The organism is Acinetobacter sp. P1332 (assembly GCF_044057475.1).
GTDB lineage: Bacteria > Pseudomonadota > Gammaproteobacteria > Pseudomonadales > Moraxellaceae > Acinetobacter > Acinetobacter johnsonii.
The window spans coordinates 1,433,397-1,454,968 of record NZ_CP171157.1; the positions used below are offsets into that span (position 1 = coordinate 1,433,397).

Annotated in this window: 20 protein-coding genes; 12 read left to right on the top strand and 8 right to left on the bottom strand. The window is 41.6% G+C overall.

Going from position 1 to position 21,572, the window contains the following annotated elements; genetic code table 11:
* Positions 1–276: 276 nt before the first annotated feature.
* From ACFN7Z_RS07055 to ACFN7Z_RS07065, 3 genes are all read left to right on the top strand, one after another.
* Positions 277–1,209, top strand: coding sequence for an IS5-like element ISAha1 family transposase (locus ACFN7Z_RS07055; protein ID WP_004637176.1), 933 nt, complete (start codon positions 277–279; stop codon positions 1,207–1,209).
* 33 nt (positions 1,210–1,242) lie between these two features.
* Positions 1,243–1,566, top strand: coding sequence for a hypothetical protein (locus ACFN7Z_RS07060; RefSeq protein ID WP_228260962.1), 324 nt, complete (start codon positions 1,243–1,245; stop codon positions 1,564–1,566).
* Positions 1,567–1,687: 121 nt separating this feature from the next.
* Positions 1,688–2,029 (top strand): hypothetical protein, encoded by a 342-nt coding sequence (locus tag ACFN7Z_RS07065; protein WP_010326942.1) that lies wholly within the window; start codon positions 1,688–1,690, stop codon positions 2,027–2,029.
* Positions 2,030–2,096: 67 nt separating this feature from the next.
* On the opposite strand, the gene ACFN7Z_RS07070 is transcribed toward ACFN7Z_RS07065, so the two are convergent.
* Entirely contained in the window at positions 2,097–3,734 is a 1,638-nt protein-coding gene (locus ACFN7Z_RS07070; protein ID WP_010326941.1) for a long-chain-fatty-acid--CoA ligase, read from the bottom strand.
* A gap of 603 nt (positions 3,735–4,337) precedes the next feature.
* On the opposite strand from ACFN7Z_RS07070, the gene ACFN7Z_RS07075 reads away from it, so the two are divergent.
* Positions 4,338–4,574 carry a hypothetical protein gene (locus ACFN7Z_RS07075; RefSeq protein ID WP_029575047.1) on the top strand — a complete coding sequence of 79 codons (237 nt, stop codon included), beginning with the start codon at positions 4,338–4,340 and terminating at the stop codon, positions 4,572–4,574.
* A 67-nt stretch (positions 4,575–4,641) separates the two neighbouring features.
* Here ACFN7Z_RS07075 and bioB read toward each other — a convergent pair whose 3' ends face one another.
* Both bioB and queG read right to left on the bottom strand, forming a co-directional pair.
* A complete protein-coding gene (gene bioB, locus ACFN7Z_RS07080) occupies positions 4,642–5,631 on the bottom strand; it encodes a biotin synthase BioB (protein ID WP_004981788.1) in 990 nt (329 codons plus the stop codon).
* A 301-nt stretch (positions 5,632–5,932) separates the two neighbouring features.
* Complete coding sequence (gene queG, locus ACFN7Z_RS07085; RefSeq protein ID WP_029575046.1) at positions 5,933–7,027, bottom strand: tRNA epoxyqueuosine(34) reductase QueG; 1,095 nt, start codon at positions 7,025–7,027, stop codon at positions 5,933–5,935.
* Between the two features lie 22 nt (positions 7,028–7,049).
* Here queG and ACFN7Z_RS07090 point away from each other — a divergent pair, with 22 nt between their 5' ends.
* Together ACFN7Z_RS07090 and ACFN7Z_RS07095 are read left to right on the top strand one after the other, a co-directional pair.
* Entirely contained in the window at positions 7,050–8,519 is a 1,470-nt protein-coding gene (locus ACFN7Z_RS07090; protein ID WP_010326937.1) for a bifunctional ADP-dependent NAD(P)H-hydrate dehydratase/NAD(P)H-hydrate epimerase, read from the top strand.
* Positions 8,516–8,794 carry an acylphosphatase gene (locus ACFN7Z_RS07095; protein ID WP_010326936.1) on the top strand — a complete coding sequence of 93 codons (279 nt, stop codon included), beginning with the start codon at positions 8,516–8,518 and terminating at the stop codon, positions 8,792–8,794. The genes ACFN7Z_RS07090 and ACFN7Z_RS07095 overlap by 4 nt, the downstream gene beginning before the upstream one ends.
* A gap of 67 nt (positions 8,795–8,861) precedes the next feature.
* On the opposite strand, the gene slyD is transcribed toward ACFN7Z_RS07095, so the two are convergent.
* The 3 genes from slyD to ACFN7Z_RS07110 all read right to left on the bottom strand — a co-directional run bounded on the left by slyD (position 8,862) and on the right by ACFN7Z_RS07110 (position 12,220).
* Entirely contained in the window at positions 8,862–9,344 is a 483-nt protein-coding gene (slyD, locus tag ACFN7Z_RS07100; RefSeq protein ID WP_004696728.1) for a peptidylprolyl isomerase, read from the bottom strand.
* Positions 9,345–9,483: 139 nt separating this feature from the next.
* A complete protein-coding gene (locus ACFN7Z_RS07105; protein ID WP_010326935.1) occupies positions 9,484–10,785 on the bottom strand; it encodes an NAD(P)/FAD-dependent oxidoreductase in 1,302 nt (433 codons plus the stop codon).
* A 124-nt stretch (positions 10,786–10,909) separates the two neighbouring features.
* Positions 10,910–12,220: a D-alanyl-D-alanine carboxypeptidase PBP6B gene (locus tag ACFN7Z_RS07110; RefSeq protein WP_010326934.1), complete on the bottom strand. Its 1,311-nt coding sequence runs from the start codon at positions 12,218–12,220 to the stop codon at positions 10,910–10,912.
* Positions 12,221–12,399: 179 nt separating this feature from the next.
* On the opposite strand from ACFN7Z_RS07110, the gene ACFN7Z_RS07115 reads away from it, so the two are divergent.
* Entirely contained in the window at positions 12,400–14,103 is a 1,704-nt protein-coding gene (locus tag ACFN7Z_RS07115) for a M61 family metallopeptidase (protein WP_010326933.1), read from the top strand.
* An 82-nt stretch (positions 14,104–14,185) separates the two neighbouring features.
* Here the strand turns inward: ACFN7Z_RS07115 and uraH are convergent, their stop codons facing one another.
* Positions 14,186–14,584 (bottom strand): hydroxyisourate hydrolase, encoded by a 399-nt coding sequence (gene uraH, locus ACFN7Z_RS07120; RefSeq protein ID WP_010326932.1) that lies wholly within the window; start codon positions 14,582–14,584, stop codon positions 14,186–14,188.
* 494 nt (positions 14,585–15,078) lie between these two features.
* On the opposite strand from uraH, the gene ACFN7Z_RS07125 reads away from it, so the two are divergent.
* Both ACFN7Z_RS07125 and ACFN7Z_RS07130 read left to right on the top strand, forming a co-directional pair.
* Complete coding sequence (locus tag ACFN7Z_RS07125; RefSeq protein ID WP_010326931.1) at positions 15,079–17,310, top strand: NADP-dependent isocitrate dehydrogenase; 2,232 nt, start codon at positions 15,079–15,081, stop codon at positions 17,308–17,310.
* Between the two features lie 126 nt (positions 17,311–17,436).
* Entirely contained in the window at positions 17,437–17,811 is a 375-nt protein-coding gene (locus ACFN7Z_RS07130) for a hypothetical protein (RefSeq protein ID WP_010326930.1), read from the top strand.
* Positions 17,812–17,850: 39 nt separating this feature from the next.
* Here the strand turns inward: ACFN7Z_RS07130 and ACFN7Z_RS07135 are convergent, their stop codons facing one another.
* Complete coding sequence (locus ACFN7Z_RS07135) at positions 17,851–18,642, bottom strand: pseudouridine synthase (RefSeq protein ID WP_010326929.1); 792 nt, start codon at positions 18,640–18,642, stop codon at positions 17,851–17,853.
* A gap of 197 nt (positions 18,643–18,839) precedes the next feature.
* Between ACFN7Z_RS07135 and icd the strand changes: the two genes are divergently transcribed.
* The 3 genes from icd (at position 18,840) to ACFN7Z_RS07150 (ending at position 21,452) form a co-directional block, all read left to right on the top strand.
* Complete coding sequence (icd, locus tag ACFN7Z_RS07140) at positions 18,840–20,093, top strand: NADP-dependent isocitrate dehydrogenase (protein ID WP_010326897.1); 1,254 nt, start codon at positions 18,840–18,842, stop codon at positions 20,091–20,093.
* A 283-nt stretch (positions 20,094–20,376) separates the two neighbouring features.
* Positions 20,377–20,550 (top strand): hypothetical protein, encoded by a 174-nt coding sequence (locus tag ACFN7Z_RS07145; protein WP_004696738.1) that lies wholly within the window; start codon positions 20,377–20,379, stop codon positions 20,548–20,550.
* A 350-nt stretch (positions 20,551–20,900) separates the two neighbouring features.
* The gene (locus ACFN7Z_RS07150; RefSeq protein ID WP_029575042.1) at positions 20,901–21,452 is read left to right on the top strand and encodes a M23 family metallopeptidase; all 552 of its coding nucleotides are present in this window, start codon (positions 20,901–20,903) and stop codon (positions 21,450–21,452) included.
* The last annotated feature ends 120 nt before the right edge of the window (positions 21,453–21,572 follow it).

Here is a 21,572-nt window from a genome sequence, read left to right on the forward strand (position 1 = left end):
TGATAATGATAACTATTATTATGTGTTAAACTTCAGTATCTCATGGCTGTATATACAAAAAAATGACGCATCTTTATAGAAAGATTTTTACTACTTTGCTTTCGCGAATTTTTAGCTCGTTATTGATTTTGGGTGCCAGCTTAAGTGCTTATGCGAAACCTGAAATAAAACCTTTGCCTGCCAATATTGCAGAAATCGGTTCGGCGTATTACAGTTTTAAAGGGCTTTGTTGCACAAACCTATCTCTAAAGGCTTATTCCACAATATAATTCTCAAATGAATAAGCCCACACCTAAAATCTATCGTACAACCAATTGGTCTTCTTATAACAGTGCATTAATAAATCGAGGAAATCTCTCAATTTGGTTTGATCCCAAGACTCAATGGTACGCTCAACCCAAAGGTAAACATGGTCGAAATCAAACTTATTCAGATACAGCCATCCAATGCTGTTTAATGATCAAATCCTTATTTCGTCTTTCTTTACGCATGGTCACTGGCTTTGTGCAAAGTCTCATTCATCTTTGTAGATTAGATTGGACAGCACCAGACTATTCCACCATCTGCAGAAGACAAAAGCATATTGATATTGCAATTAACTATCAAAAAAGCAGTAATGGTCTCCAGCTACTCGTCGATTCTACTGGCTTAAAGTTTCTAGGCGAAGGTGAATGGAAGCGTAAGAAACACCAACCTGAATATCGTCGCCAATGGCGTAAACTTCATATTGGTATAGATGCTGAAACCCTTCAAATACGCGCTATTCAACTCACTACAAATAATGTGAGTGATTCACAAGTGCTTGGTGATTTACTCGATCAGATTCCACAAGATGAGCAGATTGACTCTGTCTATACTGATGGGGCTTATGACACCAAGCAATGCCGTCAAGTAATTGCAGACCGACAAGCACATGCGGTGATTCCGCCAAGAAAAAATGCGAAACCTTGGAAAGATACAAAGACCAGCTCGCTAGAGCGAAATGAATTACTTCGAACAGTTAAACGTTTAGGAAGAACAATATGGAAAAATTGGTCAGGCTATCATCGCAGAAGTCTGATAGAAACCAAGATGCATTGCATCAAATTATTAGGCGATAAACTCCGTGCGAGAAACTTTCAAAGCCAAGTCAATGAGATTCATGCACGTGTGGCCGTATTAAATAAATTTACAGATTTAGGCCGACCTCACACCCAAGTTGCCACTTAAATTTAGATAACTTGGAAGAAGTTTAGCTTTTGAATGTTTGTGCAACAAAGCCGTTTTAAAGTCAAAGAATTTGCAACTACAGATCAAAATAAAACTTATCGCGTTTGGTTAGGTATTCCAAAGACAGTACAGAAGACGCAGAACGTCTATGCATCGGTCTTTATGCTGGATGGAAACGCTGCGATGTCCCATCTGAATGAAGAAATACTCAAGTCTTTGTATGCAAATGATGCCCCTGTATTGGTTGCCATTGGTTATAAAACCAATTTGCCATTTGCCACAGCTTTTCGTTCACTTGACTATACTCCAGCAGATTTATTAACGGGGAAATCCACCCAAGAAATCCAGAGCGGATGAGCGGGGGAAGTGCTGATTTTAGAAATGTGGTTTTGAAGGATATCGCCCCTTGGGTTGAGCAAAATGTAAAACTGGATGCGCAAAAAAGAGCGTTATGGGGCATTCCTATGGAGGGCTTTTTGTGCTTGATAGCTTGCTCGATGGGCGTTATTTCAACCATTTCTTTGCTGCAAGTCCATCACTTTCTTGGGCTGATGAGCGTATGATGCAAAAAATTAGAACAGTAAAATTAGTCAAAGAGCCACAAAAACATCTATTGTTGATGGAAGGTGATCTTTTAACACATACTGGAGCACAGCAAAGCGCTAATTTTGATGCAAATGGCATCAATAAAAATAGAGAAATTTTGTCTATATTCGATCAGCAGGGCATAGAGTCTAAATTTTTAATCTATCCAAATCTAAAGCATGGTGAGGTGTTTAAAGCGTCTTTATTAGACGTGCTTTCAAATAAATTGTATTGATGGTATTTACACTATCCGAACATGAGAAAAGCCTGATTATAAGATCAGGCTTTTATTCTCAACAACGTTAAACAGGATTTTGTTCCAGTAGGACTTGTCCATATTGGGCGCGGAGTTCACGTTTTAGCATTTTACCCGTACCGCTCAGTGGAATACTGTCGACAAAGATCACACGGTCAGGGATCTGCCATTTCGCAATTTTGTCGGTATAGTAGTCTAAGACACCTTGTTCAGTGACCGTGCTATCAGGTTTCTTCACAGCGATGACAATAGGACGTTCATCCCATTTTGGATGTTCGGCTGCAATAACGGCTGCCATAAGAATGTCTGAATGTCCCATCGCAAGGTTTTCAAGTTCAACTGATGAAATCCATTCGCCGCCAGACTTGATCAGATCTTTAGAGCGGTCACTGATGCATAAGAAGCCATCCTCATCTAAGGTTGCAATATCACCTGTGTCAAACCAGCCATCGGTTGTGAGTGCAGATTCATCTTTACCAAAGTAGCTATCAATAATCCAGTGACCCTTAATTTGTAGATTTCCAATTTGCTCACCATCGCGGGCAATTTCATGGCTGCCTTTTTCTTCATCGGTAAGACGTAAATCCACGCCAAAAGGCGGACGGCCTTGAGAAAGACGTAGCTTGAAACGCTCTTGTTCAGAGAGCTGTTGATGTTTGGCTTTAAGTTGGTTGGCAGAACCGAGTGGACTGGTTTCGGTCATGCCCCATGCATGGATAGTGTCGCAGTTATAGTCATTTTTAAAGGCCGCTAACATGGATGGTGGACATGCAGAACCACCAACAACGTTACGGTTCATACTTGCCAGCTGGCTGCCTGTTTGTTTGGCTGCTACCAGTAAACCTTGCCAAATGGTGGGAACACCCAAAGCCACAGTGACTTTATAGGTGTCAATCATATTCACTAAACTTGGCCCATCTAAGCCTGGCCCAGGCAATACAACTGTACAACCGACCATAGCTGCTGCATAAGGCGTACCCCAAGCATTGACATGGAACATGGGTACTACAGGCAACATAATGTCATTTGCAGACAGATTGAGAGAATCGGGTAGGCTGATGGCAAAACTATGCAAAATGGTGGAGCGGTGGCTATATAGCACGCCTTTTGGATTTCCAGTTGTGCCCGAGGTATAGCACAAAGAGCTTGCAGTTTGCTCATCAAAACTTGGCCATGTGAATTGTTCAGACTCTTTGCTGACCAAGTCATCATAAAATTTTACATCGGCAATTTTTTCTGCAATAGCGTCATCTACGGCATCTAAGCAAATAAAGTGCTCTACATGGGGTAAATGTGCTTTTACCGCAGCAATGAGTGGTGCAAAGGTTTTATCAAATAACACCACACGGTCTTGGGCATCATTGATAATAAAAATCAGTTGTTCTGGAAATAAACGTGGGTTGATGGTATGGCAAATATAGCCACTACCAGAGATCGCATACCAAGATTCTAGGTGACGATGATTGTTCCATGCGATGGTCGCCACGCGGTCACTTTGCGAAAGTCCTAAATCTTTGAGTACATTGGCAAATCGCTTAGAATTGGCTGCGACTTTGGCCCAGTTGGTTTCAGTGATACTTCCGTCTGTATTTTTAGAAATAATGGCTGTATCCGCATGGTAGCGTTCTGCGTGATCAATAAGATTGCTAATTAATAGCGGTTGAAACATCATACGTCCAAGCATGTATAAATATCCTTATCGTTGCTTTTTTATCAAATTCTTTATTGGTTGCTCGATACATCTGTTTTGAGCATTCATTGTATTTTTATCCTAGCTTGATCCAAATTTAAATCAAGCATTGTTTCATTCTCAGCCGCATTTTTAACAGCGATGTAATATAGAACCACAATTAAATGAAAAGCATCATTTAAAAAAGTAAATGACCATTTATCACTTTATGCTGTTATTCGACAAAAGGCACTTGAAATTTATAAAAAGTATGTTTAAAACTGTGTATAGCTCATGAGATATGAGTTGTGGGTATTTCAGGAAGATATACCTATTTTAAGAAGCGAATTTTTAAAAAATCATTTACAGGAGTTAAAAATGCTTCAGTTGTTTAAAAAATTATTTTGCATCCACGTTTATGAATATGAACAAATGACTGAAATAGGGGAGCATATGGAATGCCGAAAGTGCGGTGATTCTAAAACCGACTAATCATCTTAAGGAAAAGTGAGCGTAGGCTCACTTTTTAATGCCTGTATTTTTTTATGGCTTAGTTCGACTGAATTGACGCAGAACGGCTTACAATAGCCGAATAACAGTGTTTAGCGTATTCGGATGATGACCAAAAATTTTCAAGCACAGACTTATATTGTTGATAATAATTTGAGTGATACCTTAAGCTGGCTGTGTCAGCATCAAGAGTGTTTTGATTCTTTTCACTATGACGCGATTCGCCAAACCTTAACTGTACGCCATGCCAATGGTGAAGATGAGATATTCCAAGGCGATTATCTGAATGTCAGTTATGGTATTTTAATTACTGCGCATAATTTTGCTCAGTCATCTGAAGGTTAAATAGATAGACATTAAAAAAGCCCCATACTGAATAAGGGGCTTTTTTGTGCTTAGCAAATCTTGGGAATTAGCTTGCCATGGCATCTAGGCTAAGGTCTGCCACCGTTGGTTTTGGCTTTTCTGCCACTAAACCTAATTTGGTGAACAGTTGACGATCTTTACCTTCGCCTGCATTTGGCGTGGTCAGTAGTTTCTCACCCGAGAACAATGAGTTTGCACCCGCCATAAATGCAAGTGCTTGGTCTGAGTCAGAAAGTGCTTCACGACCTGCAGATAGGCGGATATAGCTGTGCGGCATGATAATTCGCGCAACAGCAATGGTACGAATCCATTCCGTCACATCGAGTTTTTCAACATCTGCCAGTGGCGTGCCTTCAATTGGAACCAACATGTTGATTGGCACAGATTCTGGGTGAATTGGCATCGTTGCAAGCTCTTGCAATAAACCAATACGGTCTTCTTTCTTTTCACCTAGACCAACAATACCACCGCTACACACTTTCATACCTGCTTGACGGACATATTCTAAGGTATTTAAACGGTCGTCAAAGGTACGTGTACTAATAATATGTGAATAATACTCGCGTGAAGTGTCGAGGTTATGGTTGTAATAATCTAAACCTGCATCTTTTAAACGCCCAGCTTGAGACTCATTCAGCATCCCTAAAGTCATGCAAGTCTCTAAACCAAGTGCTTTTACTTCTTTAACCATTTCTAGTACATAAGGCATGTCACGTTCATGTGGATTACGCCAAGCTGCGCCCATACAAAAACGAGATGAGCCTGAGGCTAAAGCTTCTTTGGCTTCTGAAATCACTTTGTCTACAGCAATTCGCTTTTCGGCTTCAAGTTTTGAGTCATAACGTGCTGACTGAGAGCAGTACTTACAGTCTTCAGGACATTTTCCTGTTTTAATCGACAGTAAAGTACTGACTTGAATGGTGTTGGCTTGGAAATGTTGGCGATGTACGGTCTGCGCTTGAAAGACGAGATCAAGAAAAGGCTGATCATACAAAGCTTCGATTTCTTCACGCGTCCAATCATTGCGTAGGTTCATAATGGCGATCCATTTTTAATTCTAACTTGTATACATCATACATTTAACGTGCCAACTTAAAAGGCATTATTGCTCAGTTTTAATAGTATCTCCCGATTATGTTTTTAATTTTATCTTTTTATGAGATTGTAAAAATAGTTGCAAAGTTGAGCACTTTTTGGGAAATTTTGCCGCAAAATTCTATTTATTTAGATTTTGAGTTACACTGAAAATGCAGCTAAATAGATAAAATAAATAAAATTATGCAAGCAAATGGCTATTTGATTGAACTTTTATTGATTGAGTCTGTTTGAAGCAAGTATTACTGCTTTTTCATCAGTTGCTCTTGGATGGCCCAGTCAATATGGACTTGCACAATATCGTTAAGCTCTGGGCGAGAAGCTTGTAATTGCTGCAATATTTCATCTGAAAATGGTGCATTACCTAGACCAATCGCGACGTTACGCATAAAGCTTTGGTAGCCTGTACGACGTAGGGGACTCCCTTCTGTATTTGCCATAAAGGTGTTTTCATCCCATTGCCAAAGGTCAATTAGTTGAATGTCATCCAAACCATGACGTGGGTTAAAATCATCAATTGGTGTGGTTTTGGCAAAGCTATTCCACGGGCAAATGAGCTGGCAGTCATCGCAACCAAACACACGGTTACCAATACCGCGGCGTAGTTCTTCAGGAATAATGCCTTGAAACTCAATAGTTAAATAGGCAATGCATTTACGCGCATCTAATAAATAAGGCTCAACAATGGCTTGGGTCGGGCAAATATCAATACACGCGCTACATGAACCACAGTGTTTGGTGGTGGCTTGGTCAAAAGGTAGCTCTAAAGAGGTAAAGAGCTCACCCAAAACAAAAAATGAGCCTGATGTTTTATGAATGAGTAAGGTGTGTTTACCGACCCATCCCATCCCTGCATTTTCAGCCAATGATTTTTCAAAAATGGGTGCTGAGTCTGCAAAGGGGCGAGATTCAAAATCGCCAACTTTGGCTTTGATTTTCTGAGAAAGGGTCTTTAAACGCCCACGCATGACTTTATGATAGTCACGTCCGCGTGCATAACGCGCAATGATGGCGCTATTTGGTGCAAAAGGCACAAGACGTGGTTCAGGAACGGCAACTAAATAATCCATACGCACACAAATAATGCTTTTGGTGCCCGGAACAAGTAGGGTTGGATCTGCGCGTTTTTCTAAGTTTTCAGCAAGAAAATGCATGTCACCATGATAACCAAGCTCTAAATATTTTTTAAAACGCGGCAATTCAACTTGAGCATCTGGTTTGGCGATGACACAATCAGAAAATCCTAAAGCCAGTGCTTCAGCTTTAATCCAAGCCTTAAGCTGCTCTAGATCATATTGATCTACAGGGATTTTTGAGGAAGATGTGGATGTTGTCATAACCAAGAACAAAGGAAAAATCATGCATCAGCAAGTGTACCACAGCAGCGAGATTCAAGCATGGGAAGGGCGTTGGTTCGCACAGCAAAATAGTGCTTATGGGTTGATGCAACAAGTCGCATGGTCAACAACTGAACATATGCTGCCTAGGCTTAAACAGCAGCAGGTCAAAAGCCTCGCAGTGTGTTGTGGTCAAGGCAACAATGCAGGTGACGGTTACTTGATTGCATCGTATCTAGCCGCGCAAGGTTATGACGTTGAAATTTATGCAGCTGCATTGGGAGAGTCTGTATCACTACAACAAGCACATGCAGCGGCCGTGAAACAGGGAATAATGATTCATACCGGTTTTGCATTTCAACGCCCTTATGATACCTATATTGATGCTTTGTTTGGCATTGGGTTAAACCGTGAACTAAGTTCAGACTGGCAGGCAGTGATTCAGCAGATTAATAGACAAACAGGTTTAAAAATTGCGGTTGATATTCCAAGTGGTTTGCAGGCCAACACGGGGCAAGCTTTACCTTGTGCAGTTGTCGCCGATTATACCTTTACAGCTCTGGGCTTAAAGGCGGGTTTATTTACTGGGCAGGGTAAAGCCTATGCAGGAGTCGTTGAGCTTATTTCGCTACTTCCCGTAGACAGTGCTTTAAAACCTTTAGCTTCGCTTGCTCCACAACATATGCACCTTGTACCGCGTCAAGCATTTGGACATAAAGGAAGCTATGGGCACGTACTGGTGATTGGGGGACATGCACAGATGGGTGGTGCGGTGATGTTAGCCGCTGAAGCTGCCTTTCATGCGGGAGCTGGCAAGGTGACGGTGGTGTGTGATGCAAAACACCATACTGCAATTTTAGCCCGTGCACCGAATATTATGCTGCGCGATATTAACCAAATGTCGCTCCAAGAGCGTGAAGCATTGGTGGCACATGTGGATGCAGTCAGTTTTGGTATGGGCTTGGGAAGAGACTCGTGGGCTCAGCAGCAGTTTGATGCATGGTTTCCACTCATTCAAACCAGTGCTTTTCAGGTGGTATTGGATGCAGATGCTTTATGGTTTTTGGCTGAAAAGCCAGTAAAACTCGGTGAGCAGGTGTACGCAACACCGCATCCTGGGGAGGCCGCGACTTTACTCGGTATCAGTACTTCAGCGGTGGAGTCCGACCGTATTGCAGCTATTTATGCTTTACAAGAAAAATATGCAGGACAATGGGTGCTGAAAGGTTCGGGAAGCTTGATTTTAGATACGCAACTCTGGATTTGTACCGCAGGTAATCCAGGGATGGGGGCAGGTGGAATGGGTGATGTATTGGCAGGCATGATTGCCAGTTTAAAAGCACAGTTGCAAGATGACATTGCGTTACATCAAATTGTGACCTTACATGCCCAAGCAGGCGACCTTTTGGCTCAGCAAGGTGAGCGTGGTTTACAAGCGCAGCAAATGAGTCAGGCTATTTATACGGTCGTGAACCGAGAGCATACAGTATGAAAGCAGTAAAACTGACCATATCGGGAAAAGTTCAGGGTGTTGGATATCGACGCTGGTTTGCACAATATGCTGTTGCTTTAGGTTTAAAGGGTTATGTACAGAATCTGGATTCAGGTGCAGTTGAAGCACTGTTTTTTGGGGATGATGGTATGGTTGCCGAACTGGTGAATCATGCTAAAGTCGGGCCAACTCATGCGGTAGTTACGGATGTGGTCATCGTAGAATTGGCTTCAGAACAGCAAGGATTTACAGATTTTCAAATACGTCGCGAATGAGCAAGTATGCAAAAATAAAAAAAAGGGCGAAAGTTAAACTTTCGCCCTTTTTCTAAGATGTTAAATCTTAGTGGTGGTGACCACCAGCACCGTGCGCATGGCCGTGTTGTAATTCTTCTTCAGTTGCATCGCGGATTTCTACGATTTCAACTTCGAAAGTTAAGTCTTGACCAGCAAGTGGGAAGTTCGCATCAACAATTACGTTTTCGCCTTCAACTGCTTTTACAGTTACGATTTGAACGCCATCATCAGTTTGAGCTTGGAACTGCATACCCGCTTGGATGTTGTCTACGCCTTGGAACATTTGCGCTGGAACTTCTTGAACGAGTTCAGGGTTGTATTCGCCATAACCTTCAGCAGCAGGAACAGTAACAGTGAATTTTTCACCTACAGTTTTGCCTAGCAATGCATTTTCTAAACCTGGGATGATGTTACCTGCGCCGTGCAAATATGCAAGTGGTTCACCTTGTGATTGGTCTAGCGTTTCGCCTTCAGCGTTAGTCAATTTGTAGTTGAAAGAAACCACGTGATCATTTGCGATAGCAGTCATGTTTTTCGTCCATTCATTTAGAATTTAAGGGGTATATCATAAAGTGAAAAGCAGCTTTTGTAGACTAAATTTAGCAAAAAAACTGCATTTTCCACGTTCTTATGGCGTTTTTTTATTAGTGGGGACGCATTTTTAGATTTCAATGCAATTTTATTTTCGGACCGACTTTTTTATTCATCAGGTCTTTTGCGGTCATCAGCCCAGCTTGGGTATAGCCATGTAAGGTGGCCTGATGGAGTCGATATAAAGAAACATACATGGTTTTTGCCAGCACGCCTTGCACATTGACTTGGCCCAGTAGCTCGCCGACAGCTTTATATTGACTGAGGGAAACCAAAGAGCCTTTGTCAGAAAATTTAAACATCGGCAAAGACTGACTACGAATGCGCGCTTTGAGGGCTCGAAGCAAAAAGGCCGCTTGTTGACTGGCCACTTGAGCGCGTGGGCCAAGGACTGGTTCATCGGCTGCGGGCTGGCAGTGAGCGCAATCACCAAAGGCAAAAATGTTGGGGTCGGAACGGGTTTGCAAAGTCGCATAGACTTTAAGACGTCCAATCGCATCTTTTTCAAAGCCTTCAAGCGCATTTAAAACGAAAGGTGCTTTGATGCCTGCCGCCCAAACTTTTAGATCGGCATCGATTTGTGTGCCGTCGGCAAAATAGACATGGTCTTTATCTAACTTGGCAACACGGTGATGGGTGAGGACTTCAATGCCAAGCTTTTCCAATTGGGTATGTGTGTGATTTGCCATTTTGGTGGATAGGGCGGGAAGAATGCGATCCGCTGCCTCAATCAAGGTCACTTTGACTTTGTTTGGGTCAATTTTATTGAGACCGTATTTAAAAAAGGTACTTTTCGCATGGGCCAATTCGGCTGCAAGCTCGACTCCTGTGGCACCTGCACCAATAATCGCAATATTGAGTGCGCGTGTTTCGGGACGGTTTTGTGCATCCAAATACAAATGTAGAAGGTCTTGCTGGAAAATTTCAGCTTGCTGGCGACTGTCGAGGAAGTGGCAGTAATGTTTAGCGCCTTCGGTCGCAAAGTCGTTAGAGGTCGAACCGACTGCCAGGACTAAGGTGTCGTAGTTGAGTTCAAACTGCGTGGTTTCCGTGCTTTGTTTGGCATATTGGCGTGCTTCAAGTTTTACTTGTTTATGTTCTTGGTCTAAGCCGACAAAACGACCTAAAACAAACTCATAGTGATGTTTAGACGCATGTGCAAAATAATTGATTTCTTCAACACTTGGGTTGAGTGTACCTGCCGCAATTTCGTGTAGTAAGGGTTTCCAGATATGGGTGAGGTTTTGATCGACGAGGGTGATTTTCACCCACTTGGATTTTGCGAAGCTGTCACCGAGTTGCGTTGCTAACTCTAGACCACCAGCACCACCGCCAATAATAACAATATGGTGTGGCACTTGTTCTGTTTGTACAGCCATATGAAGCAACCTATTTATTATTAAAAAAAGAAGATGACATTGAATATGCCATCTTCTTGATTTATTGATAATTAGATTGTCTTACAAGTTACATAAAGTATAAAACTCGGGATACTGCTCGAACTTAACCGAGTGTATAGGTTTTTACTTTAGGTTCATCGCTTGATAAAAATGGAAACAAGCTTTTGAACCAAAACATTAGTCGTTGGAAAATATTGGCTTCTTCAATTTGTACATCTTCTTCAATGGTGAACGTTTGAATGAGCTGATTGTTTTGATAGACCTGCACTTTCGCCAGTTGCATCACTTCAGCCAGCGGAGCGGTCAGCTTGTTTTGCAACACTTCAATATTGAAATGCGTTTTTGTAGATTCTAAGGGATCAATGCGTTGTATAGTGCCATTGCCTGTATTGAGCATAATGCGTTGGTTGGTCTGATCAAAGGCATGTAAGTCAATGGCATAGGGTTGATCGTACAATGATGTGGTCACAATTTTCGGTTGCTTACTTTCCACTTTGAACATTTTCAATGTCGATTTGACTACAGGCAGTTCAGCGATAATTTGCTTATCTTTTAGTGCAACTTCATTGCGAGTATAGGTATAAGACAAATTCATGAGGTTGTGTGCAACTTCAGCGCGTTTTGCAGCACTTTCTGTACCCAATACAATCACCACCAAACGACGGTTTGGATTGTTTGGATTCATGGTCGGGCGGTTTGCTGTCAGGGCTAAATTGTATCCCGCTGCTTTGGTATAACCTGTTTTTAAGCCATCTACTGTCGGGTCTTGTTTTAACAGAATATTGGTTGCACGATGAAAGCGTTGGTTATAGCTAAAACTTTGCTGTTTTGAATAGTATAAATAGTCTGGCGTTTCATTCACCAAGGCTTGGCCTAATAGCGCTAAATCATGTGCGGTTGAATAGTGCTCTGGCATGGTGATACCCGCAGGGTTTTGAAAATGCGTTTCAGTCATTCCCAGCGCTTTGGCTTCTTGGTTCATTCGTGCAACAAAGTTTGGAATATCACCTGAGATGCGTTCCGCTAAAGTCACGGCTGCGTCGTTGGCAGACATCACCACTAAACCGGCTAGAAGCTGATCCACAGAAATCTGTTCGCCTTGTTTTAAGTACATTTGGGACTCATCCCACATCACTGTACTGACCACAGGTGTTGCGGTAAGAATTTCGCTCTTATTGAGCTTCCCTGCATTGATTTCTTTGAGTGCAATATACGCCACCATCATTTTGGTGAGCGAAGCGGGTGCACGTTGAACATGACTATTATGCTCTGCAATGACTTGCCCCGATTGGCTATCAAAAATGGTCCAAGCTTGAGCTTCAACTGTTTCAGGAACAATATTGAGCAATGCCGCTTGAGTGAAACTTGAACATAAGGCGAAGAGTGTAGCGATGAAGTAGATGACAGCTTTCAATGAAATTCCCTAACCAAGCCATTCCGTGACTTTTAAACCTAAAACAGCTGCAAATGCTATGCCTTTTTTTCCTCAATGACCAGTCAAAAATGCAGACAAATGTGACTGTGACGCAAAACTGGCGTAAATAATGCTAAGCTAAGTTATAACTCATTTCATTTTATTTTGTATCGCCCATTATGTTGCATTATCAGATCGAATTTGACGATTATCGTCAGCACCTTATACACGTGACTTTACGTTTTGTAGCAGACCCAACACAGGTACTTTCATTACCGACTTGGATTCCGGGTAGTTACCTCATTCGCGAGTTTTCAAAGCATATAGAGTCGGTTCGTGCTTATGATGAAGAAGGGCGTTTGTTAGAAATTCAAAAATTTGAAAAGAATAAATGGCGTCTTTTTAATACTGACCATGAACTGATTACGGTTGAATATGATGTCTATGCCTATGATCTGTCGGTGCGCGGTGCGTATGTAGATCAAACCCGTTTATATGTAAACCCTGCATGTGCTTGCTTAGGTTTGGAGGGTCAAGAGGACAAAGCAGTTGAAGTTGAACTCTTCCTTCCTGATGAGCTGAAACACTTCCAATTGGCTACTGGTATGGCTTCAAAAAGCCTCGTTAAAGGTCGTTTTACTTTAAAAGCCAAAAACTATGCCGAGCTGATTGATGCACCATTTGAGTTGGCCGAACAGACGCGTTTTGGTTTTGAAGCCAATGGTATTCCGCACGAGTTTGTGGTGTCAGGTAAACATGCCATGAATGCTGCACGTATGCAGCAAGACATTGAAAAAATCTGTGCAACAGAAATCTCAATGTTTGGGTCAGCGCCATTTTCAAACTACACCTTTATGACGATGGCGACAGCAAATAGTTATGGTGGTTTGGAGCATCCAAATTCAACCAGCTTGATTGGTCCACGTGAAGACTTACCAAAAGCTAACGAGCCTGAAGAGCCGTCTGAAGACTACCAACGTTTCTTGGGTTTATGTAGCCATGAATACTTCCACTCATGGTTGGTCAAATTCATTCGTCCTGAAAATTTTGTCAATTATGATCTGAACAAAGAAGGCTATACCTCTTTGCTTTGGATTTTTGAAGGTTTCACGTCTTATTATGATGACCTGATTTTGCTGCGTAGTGGTGTGATTTCCCAAGCCTCATATATCAAACTACTCAAAACTCAGATTGATCGTTATTTGCAAAATCCGGGTCGTTTTGTTCAGTCTGTGTCTGAGTCCAGCTTTGATGCATGGGTGAAATTTTACCGTCAGGATGAAAACTCGAACAATGCAGGCACTAGCTATTACAACAAAGGCTGTTTGGTTGCACTATGCTTAGACTTAGGTTTGCGCTTACGTGGTTCAAGTCTAGACGCGCTTATGCGTAAACTTTATGAGAACGCGCAAAAGGGCATACAAGTACATGAGCGTACGATTGTAGAGTTGTGTAATGAGCTGACGGGTGATAACTGGATTGAGCAAATCAATCACTTAATTAATACCACAGATGAGTTACCGCTGGATCAACTTTTCCCTGAGTTTGGTTTAAGTTATAGCCTGAAAAATGATAAGTCATTACCTTTAGGTTTAAAGCTTGTAGATAAGCCAGAAGGCGTATTGGTGCAAAGCGCACGTCGTGATGGCGCTGCGGCTCAAGCTGGCCTTTCTGCCCATGATGTGATCATTGCGATTGATGGTCTCAAAGCAACGGTGAAACTGGTAGAAAAGTATGCCAAGCAAGAAGGCTCGTATAGCATATTGGCATTCCGCCGTGATGAGTTGATGAGCTTTGACGTAAAAGCTGCTGGCTCAGAGCTGACTGAAGTTGAATTGAAAGTCGAAGATCAAGCGAAAGCAGAGAAGTGGTTCAAGGCTTAGTCCCTAAGCCACTTTATTTGATTCTGTACAGACAAAAAACCGATGCTTAGGCATCGGTTTTTTATGCGCTTATTTATGTGCATTAACTACCACGGTAAGTGGAATAGCCATATGGGCTAATTAATAGAGGAATATGGTAATGATCTAATGAGCCATCAATTACAAACACCACGGGCACTTCAGGAAAGAATGAGCGCTGATTTTTTTGGCGAAACCAATCACCCGTTTTAAAGGTAACTTTGTATACACCTTTTTGTAAGGTCGTATCTTTTGGATATAAATCATTGATTCGACCTTGGTCATCGGTCGTACTTGAGCTGATTTCTGTCCATTTATCATTTTGTTGGGCTTCAAGTGTCACTTTGACATTGGCAGAAGGGAGACCATTTTCCAAATTCAGCACATGAACGCTCAATGGATTTTGAGCAAAACACCAAGAAGAAAAACCAAGTCCAATGAGCGGAAGCAGCATTTTTAGCATTGAATTGACCCTTACCGTTGCAGAAAAAAGATTAAGTTTAACCAACCCTATAAAAATCATAGGTTTAAAAATGTAAAAATGGAGGAGTACGAGTACATGGTTTATGTATCAATATTTAAGCTGTGGCATGATGAATGGTTCTGCCGATCTAAATTTAGTGCTGAAAAAAGTCATTCTGATGCATGTAGGGCTACAAGACTGTATTATGTGAAAAGTATCTGTTGTTGTGGCTTAAATGAGGTAAATAACACATTTCGCTAAAAAATTTGTTTATTTGCTAAGCAAAAGCTAAAGCCTTGTGGAAAGACGTGATTTTGAAAAACGAAGGCTGTAGTGGTATTTTCTGGCGAAATGTCGTTATCACTGGATATTACGTTGACTGTAAAGCCCTGAGGGACGATACTTTCAGGGTTTTATTCAAGCACATCGGTTCGCAGGGGTTGAGCCAGAAGCTCATCACCCTAAAAAACTCAATCTAACGCAAGGGGCTATATATGGCTGGTGGAAAGTCAACCATCATTTACACACTGACCGACGAGGCGCCATTGCTAGCGACTTATTCGCTACTGCCGATCATTGAGACCTTTACTAAACCTGCTGGTGTAGAGATCGTTAAAACTGATATCTCTGTTGCCGCACGTGTTCTCGCAGAATTCTCTGAATACCTAAAAGAAGAGCAAAAAGTCCCAGACAATCTTGCAGAACTAGGTCGTCTTACCCAAGATCCAGATACTAATATCATCAAACTCCCGAATATTAGTGCCTCTGTTGCTCAGTTAACAGCATGTATCAAAGAGCTTCAATCAAAAGGCTACGCGATTCCTGACTATCCTGAAAACCCAACCACTGAAGACGAAAAAGCGCTTAAAGCACGCTATGGCAAATGTCTTGGTTCAGCTGTAAACCCTGTATTGCGTGAAGGTAACTCTGACCGTCGTGCACCAGCTGCAGTGAAAAACTATGCGAAAAAACACCCGCACTCTATGAGCGAGTGGAAGCAATGGTCTCAAACTCACGTTTCTCACATGGATGAAGGCGACTTCTACCACGGTGAAAAGTCGATGACTTTAGACCGTGCACGTAATGTGAAAATGGAACTCATCACCAAGTCTGGTGAAACGATTGTTCTGAAGTCAAAAGTTGCACTTCAAGACGGCGAAATCATCGACTCAATGTTCATGAGCAAGAAAGCGCTTTGCGACTTCTATGAAAAAGAACTTGATGATTGTAAAGAAGCGGGCATTTTGTTCTCTTTACACGTTAAAGCAACCATGATGAAAGTTTCACATCCGATTGTTTTCGGTCACTGTGTGAAAATTTACTACAAAGATGCTTTTGAAAAACACGGTAAATTGTTCGATGAGCTAGGCATTAACGTAAACAACGGTATGGCTGGTCTTTACGAGAAGATCGCAACTTTACCGACGTCTTTACGTGAAGAAATCATCGAAGATTTACATGCTTGCCAAGAACACCGTCCTGCACTTGCAATGGTTGATTCGGCGAAAGGTATCACCAACTTCCACTCACCAAACGATGTAATTGTAGATGCTTCAATGCCTGCAATGATCCGTGGTGGCGGTAAAATGTGGGGTGCTGACGGCAAACCTTACGACTGTAAAGCAGTAATGCCTGAGTCAACTTTCGCACGTATTTACCAAGAAATGATCAATTTCTGTAAGTGGAATGGTAACTTTGACCCACGTACGATGGGTACTGTGCCTAACGTTGGTTTGATGGCGCAAAAAGCTGAAGAATACGGTTCGCACGACAAAACTTTCGAAATGTCTGAAGCGGGTGTTGCAAACATCACTGACCTAGAAACTGGCGAAGTGTTGATGACTCAAAATGTTGAGGAAGGCGACATCTGGCGTATGTGTCAGGTGAAAGATGCACCGATTCAAGATTGGGTAAAACTTGCAGTAAACCGTGCTCGTAACTCGGGTATGCCAGCAATCTTCTGGTTAGACCCATACCGTCCGCACGAAAATGAAGTGATCAAGAAAGTACAAAAATACTTGAAAGACCACGACACTGCTGGTTTAGACATTCAGATCATGTCTCAAGTACGCGCAATGCGTTATACACTTGAACGTGTAGCGCGTGGCCTAGATACGATTTCTGTAACGGGTAACATCCTACGTGACTACCTGACCGACTTGTTCCCAATTATGGAATTGGGTACTTCAGCGAAAATGTTGTCTATCGTTCCGTTAATGGCGGGCGGTGGTATGTACGAAACTGGTGCGGGTGGTTCAGCGCCTAAACACGTACAACAGCTTGTTGAAGAAAACCACTTACGTTGGGATTCTTTAGGTGAGTTCTTGGCGCTTGCTGTTTCTTTAGAAGAGCTAGGTATTAAAGAAGATAACGCTCAAGCGAAACTTCTTGCGAAGACTTTAGACCAAGCGACTGGCAAATTACTTGATAACGACAAGTCTCCATCACGTCGTACTGGCGAGCTAGATAACCGTGGCAGCCACTTCTATTTAGCGAAGTTCTGGGCTGAAGCGCTTACTGCACAAGATGAAGACGCTGAGTTGAAAGCGAAGTTTGCTCCACTTGCGAAAGCACTTGCTGAAAACGAAGACAAGATCATTGCTGAACTTGCTCTAGTTCAAGGTCAAGCTGCTGACATCGGTGGTTACTATGCTGTAGATACAGCTAAAGTAAATGCTGTAATGCGTCCAAGCGAGACTTTGAATGCTGCACTTGAAGCGATCTAAGTCAAAACTAAATCGGTAAATTTACCGATGAAGTGAAAAAAGCCGATGCATATGCGTCGGCTTTTTTTAATAAATATATAATTAATGTAAAACACACTGAGCATGGATTTAAAGAAGAAAAAGTAGATGAAAGTTTATAAATATAGATATGGCTCAAAACGTGATAGCTATCAGTTTGAATATGTAGAAATTGAAGATTTGTTTAAAGATTCACCTAAATATAAAAGTAATATTAAATCTATAGATAAGTCTTTGATTGATTATAATGATTATGGGTGGGGTGTAGAAAAGCAATATTTTGATAAAGTAGCAGAGGTTATTAGATGTGACCCGTATTTTGAAAAATTGGACTCAATATTTATTTCGTCAAGTGAATCAAAAAGTAGGAATGAGCCAATAATTTATGTTGGCTTTTATAGGTCGGGAAATGATTTATTGCCAAATAAGCGGTATTTGACTTTGACACAAATTGATGAGCTATATAAAGAAATAAATTTATAATAAAAAGCCCACTTTCGTGGGCTTTAAAATACTTAATTTTTAACGACCATTATTACGTCCGCGACCACGTGGTGCTTTCGTATTTGGACGAGTAGTACCATTGGTTTTACGCTTTGGTTTCTCACTATCATCCATTTGCCAAATACGCTTTGTACCTGACTTTTTCACAGAACCATCTTTGTTCTTACGAACCATAGGCTTACCACCTGTACCACCCGGTTTTTTCACATAAGAGCGCGAACGGTAAGGTTCTTCCGCAGGAATGTTTTGAAAGTCAGGGTATAAAAGGGGTTCGATTTCTTTAGATTCACCTGGTTGTAAACCCATTTGAACCAAATCAATTGCACCAATTTTAGTACGGATTAAACGTAAAGTAGGAAAACCTACAGCAGCAGTCATGCGACGTACTTGACGGTTACGGCCTTCACAAATTGAAATTTCGACCCAAGAAGTCGGCACAGACGCACGAAAACGTACAGGAGGATCTCGCTCCCATAACCACTCAGGTTGTTCAACTTTAGATGCTTCAGCAGGCAAAGTCATACCATCTTTCAGTTCCACGCCTTTACGCAACTGCTTCAGCGCTTCTTCAGTGACATCACCATCGACCTGAACCAAATACGTTTTAAATTTTTTATTGGCAGGGTTGGTGATGTATTGGTTCAAACCACCATGATCGGTTAAAAATACCAAGCCTTCAGAGTCCATATCCAAACGACCAGCCAAGCGCAAAGTAGAGTCGCTGACAAAGTCAGACATCGTCATATGTGCTTCATCTTTACGGAACTGGGAGAGGACGTCATAGGGCTTATTCAGGATGACGATTTTCATAGTCAATAACTTCTGTAATTACATAAAATAAGAAATATCAAGATTTATTTAATAGAGAAATGTAGTTATTTCTCGTATAAATCTCAAAAACAGCGGAATTCGATTAAGCTATTATGCGATAAGAAGAGTGGAAAGTATTGTCTATCGGCAATTATTTTTTAAATTTGCCAATTATAATAAAAGGGAGCGCCTGCAAAATGGGTTATCAGAAGATCATCGTTCCTGCGGATGGTAGTAAAATTACCGTAAACGCAGATTTATCCTTAAATGTTCCAAATCAACCGATTATTCCTTTTATTGAAGGCGATGGTATTGGTGTCGACATTACACCAGCCATGAAAACTGTAGTAGATGCTGCAGTACAAAAAGCATATGGCGGTAAACGCTCGATTGAGTGGATGGAAGTTTACTGCGGTGAAAAAGCCAATAAAATTTATGGCTCCTATATGCCAGAAGAAACTTTTGATGCGCTACGCGAGTTTGTGGTTTCAATTAAAGGCCCTTTAACCACACCTGTCGGTGGGGGCATTCGTTCTTTGAACGTGGCGCTACGCCAAGAATTAGATTTGTACGTTTGTGTACGTCCTGTACGTTGGTTTGAAGGGGTACCATCACCTGTTCAGCATCCTGAACTGACCGATATGGTTATTTTCCGTGAAAACTCAGAAGATATTTATGCTGGAATTGAGTGGAAAGCCGATTCTCCTGAAGCGAAGAAAGTGATTAAGTTTCTCAAAGAAGAAATGGGCGTGACTAAAATCCGATTTGAAGATAACTGTGGTATTGGGATTAAGCCCGTATCGAAAGAGGGAACGCAGCGTCTTGTGCGTAAAGCGATTCAATTTGCGATTGATAATGATAAGCCGAGTGTGACCTTGGTTCACAAAGGCAATATCATGAAATATACCGAAGGGGCATTTAAAGAGTGGGGCTATGAACTTGCGATGGACCGTTTCGGTGGTAAGCTCATTGATGGCGGGCCATGGGTAAAAATTAAAAACCCAAAAAATGGTAAAGACATCATCATTAAAGATGTGATTGCCGATGCATTCTTGCAGCAGATTTTAATGCGTCCTGCGGACTATTCAGTGATTGCAACTTTAAACCTGAATGGTGACTATATTTCTGATGCATTGGCTGCAGAAGTTGGAGGGATTGGTATTGCGCCGGGTGCGAATATTGGTGGGGCGATTTCTGTTTATGAAGCCACGCACGGAACAGCGCCAAAATATGCCGGTCAAGATAAAGTCAACCCAGGCTCTATTATTCTTTCTGCTGAAATGATGCTACGGGACATGGGCTGGGTAGAGGCGGCAGATTTGATCATTAAGGGGATTTCAGGGGCAATTGAGGCGAAAACAGTCACTTATGATTTTGAGCGATTAATGCCGAATGCAACCTTATTGCGTTGTTCGGAGTTTGGAGAGGCTATCATTGCAAATATGGAATAAGTTTTAAGCTGAATTGGTAGAAGCCCGCACATACTGCGGGTTTTCTTTTGTTGTGTTGAAAATAGCTCTGGAAATAGGTTTGCAATGTAAAACTAGGTTAAAGGATTTGTGCTTTCAGTGAGTATAGGTAAGGTTAAATAAAAAGGAGAGTTGATTCTTAACCACAATTTATATATGTAATTACAATGAAGTACTTTGATACAGCTTATAGCTTGGGTTTTTAGCTGAGTGATGTATGGTGGTCTTTGTCGAATGTTACGGCAGATGATAAAGGAGTAGTCTCATGGCTAATCAACAAAATCAACAGCAGAACAATCAGCAGCAACGTCAACAACAACCAAATCAACCACAAGAACAACCAGACCAGCAACAACAGCAACAACAACCCAAACCAAATCAAGGTCAGCAAAAACAGCCGAATCAAAACCAACCGAACCCAGATCAGCAACAACGCTAGGCGTATTGCTATTTCATGAACGAATGTTAAAGGCATTTCAAGGAAGAATCGATCAAAGGGAGTTGAACCAAAGGAGGACCCTATGTCGAATAATGTTGTGAAAACATTAAAACAGAAGATCAAAGCACGTTTAAAAAAGATCTCTAAGCATCAGTCTAAGCTGAAAGCCTTAGAGAAAAAACTGAAGAAGCGTAAGTAGTTTTACGTGGTTTATTCGAAGCAAAGCCCTCATTTTATATGAGGGCTTTGCCGTTACATATATAAGATATCTTTCAATATATGAGGCATTTAGTATGAAAAGGTAACTTTATCTTATTTTAATATCTAAAAATTAGCTGAGTAGTTGAATCATGTCTCGTTTAGTTCTGAGTGGAGCTATTTTAAGTACAAGTCTGTTGATGAGTGGATGTCAGCCATCCGTTTCGGGTGAAGCAGCAGGTTTGAGTTATCCATATTTATATTGGCAGTTATATAAGACGCCTTTAGAGAAAAACTTAAATGTGCCTGTACAAGGTGTAAGTCATAAGCACATACAGGACACTTGGTGGGCTGCACGTGGTCAGGGCCGAAAACATCAAGGTATTGATATCTTCGCTAAACGTGGTACACCTGTCTTAAGTGCTACATCAGGCATTGTCTTGGATGTCGGCATCAATAGTTTAGGTGGACAAGTGGTATGGGTAATGGGACCAAACTTAAGCCGTCATTACTATGCACATTTAGATGCTTATGCGCCTAATATTCAAACGGGTGATTGGGTTGAAGTGGGAGAAGTATTGGGCTATGTCGGGAACACCGGCAATGCCAAGAATACGCCACCACATTTGCACTATGGAATTTATAGGACTGGGAAAGGAGCTGTGAATCCTTATCCGTATTTAACTTTAAATGCATCGAAATAACCGAGCTTTGATCTACAGATGTAAAAGTTCGAATGCGTGAATTGTATTGGTGATAGAAGGTCCCTCAATTGGGTTCTTTTCTTATACTTGCACAGTACATTTGTATTATTTAGAGGTAAG

What these genes read in the sequence shown, in the direction of transcription:
- ACFN7Z_RS07055 (WP_004637176.1), top strand. Translation starts at nt 277, where the DNA reads ATGAATAAGCCCACACCTAAAATCTATCGTACAACCAATTGGTCTTCT.
- ACFN7Z_RS07060 (WP_228260962.1), top strand. Translation starts at nt 1,243, where the DNA reads ATGTTTGTGCAACAAAGCCGTTTTAAAGTCAAAGAATTTGCAACTACA.
- ACFN7Z_RS07070 (WP_010326941.1), bottom strand. Translation starts at nt 3,734, where the DNA reads ATGCTTGGACGTATGATGTTTCAACCGCTATTAATTAGCAATCTTATT.
- ACFN7Z_RS07075 (WP_029575047.1), top strand. Translation starts at nt 4,338, where the DNA reads ATGACCAAAAATTTTCAAGCACAGACTTATATTGTTGATAATAATTTG.
- bioB (WP_004981788.1), bottom strand. Translation starts at nt 5,631, where the DNA reads ATGAACCTACGCAATGATTGGACGCGTGAAGAAATCGAAGCTTTGTAT.
- queG (WP_029575046.1), bottom strand. Translation starts at nt 7,027, where the DNA reads ATGACAACATCCACATCTTCCTCAAAAATCCCTGTAGATCAATATGAT.
- ACFN7Z_RS07090 (WP_010326937.1), top strand. Translation starts at nt 7,050, where the DNA reads ATGCATCAGCAAGTGTACCACAGCAGCGAGATTCAAGCATGGGAAGGG.
- ACFN7Z_RS07095 (WP_010326936.1), top strand. Translation starts at nt 8,516, where the DNA reads ATGAAAGCAGTAAAACTGACCATATCGGGAAAAGTTCAGGGTGTTGGA.
- slyD (WP_004696728.1), bottom strand. Translation starts at nt 9,344, where the DNA reads ATGACTGCTATCGCAAATGATCACGTGGTTTCTTTCAACTACAAATTG.
- ACFN7Z_RS07105 (WP_010326935.1), bottom strand. Translation starts at nt 10,785, where the DNA reads ATGGCTGTACAAACAGAACAAGTGCCACACCATATTGTTATTATTGGC.
- ACFN7Z_RS07115 (WP_010326933.1), top strand. Translation starts at nt 12,400, where the DNA reads ATGTTGCATTATCAGATCGAATTTGACGATTATCGTCAGCACCTTATA.
- uraH (WP_010326932.1), bottom strand. Translation starts at nt 14,584, where the DNA reads ATGCTAAAAATGCTGCTTCCGCTCATTGGACTTGGTTTTTCTTCTTGG.
- ACFN7Z_RS07125 (WP_010326931.1), top strand. Translation starts at nt 15,079, where the DNA reads ATGGCTGGTGGAAAGTCAACCATCATTTACACACTGACCGACGAGGCG.
- ACFN7Z_RS07130 (WP_010326930.1), top strand. Translation starts at nt 17,437, where the DNA reads ATGAAAGTTTATAAATATAGATATGGCTCAAAACGTGATAGCTATCAG.
- ACFN7Z_RS07135 (WP_010326929.1), bottom strand. Translation starts at nt 18,642, where the DNA reads ATGAAAATCGTCATCCTGAATAAGCCCTATGACGTCCTCTCCCAGTTC.
- icd (WP_010326897.1), top strand. Translation starts at nt 18,840, where the DNA reads ATGGGTTATCAGAAGATCATCGTTCCTGCGGATGGTAGTAAAATTACC.
- ACFN7Z_RS07145 (WP_004696738.1), top strand. Translation starts at nt 20,377, where the DNA reads ATGGCTAATCAACAAAATCAACAGCAGAACAATCAGCAGCAACGTCAA.
- ACFN7Z_RS07150 (WP_029575042.1), top strand. Translation starts at nt 20,901, where the DNA reads ATGTCTCGTTTAGTTCTGAGTGGAGCTATTTTAAGTACAAGTCTGTTG.